The sequence below is a fragment of the Flavobacterium aerium genome (assembly GCF_030766725.1).
In the GTDB taxonomy this organism is placed as follows: Bacteria; Bacteroidota; Bacteroidia; order Flavobacteriales; family Flavobacteriaceae; genus Flavobacterium; species Flavobacterium aerium.
On the sequence record NZ_JARQWR010000041.1, the window covers coordinates 1 to 538 of the forward strand.

Annotated in this window: 1 pseudogene; it reads right to left on the minus strand. The window is 43.3% G+C overall.

Annotated features, from left to right (window positions below):
- Positions 1 to 538: pseudogene (locus P6733_RS17895) on the minus strand (DUF6443 domain-containing protein); the annotation flags it as partial.

The following is a 538-nucleotide window of genomic DNA, read 5'->3' on the forward strand; positions in this document are numbered from 1 at the left end:
TATTGCTTGTGGAAAGTTTTGGTGAATCGGGTTTTACCCATAAAATCCAATTGGGAATCGACCTGTGTATAACCACCCCAAGTATTTTGAGTGTAACTGGAAATGGGTCTGCTTTTTTCATCGTACAAGGTATGACTTCGTTGTTGTAAAAGGGCAGTAGCCGATAAACCACGTACCCAGTTTCCGGTAGCCAATCCTTTGGCATTAACCAATACCGTTTGTCCTTCTATTTGTCCCGGTAGTGTTGGTGCATTCGGGTAAGTATAATTATCGTAATAGTTTACGGTTAATAATTTTAATCCACTGGTTGGGAAAGCAACCGAAGTATAACCTATACTCACGCCATCGACAGTATTAGCTGTAACGCGCTTTTCAGAAAAATTACCGTTAGTAGCATTGCGTTGTGCCTGTAATGTACTTCGACTGGCCGATGTTTTGAACCATCCCGTATAAGCCACTCGGCCAAAGGCATCATATTTGGTAATAATCCATCCCATCTCGGTTCCGCCAAAAGGGGTGAAGGCCGGTCCTGTAGCCA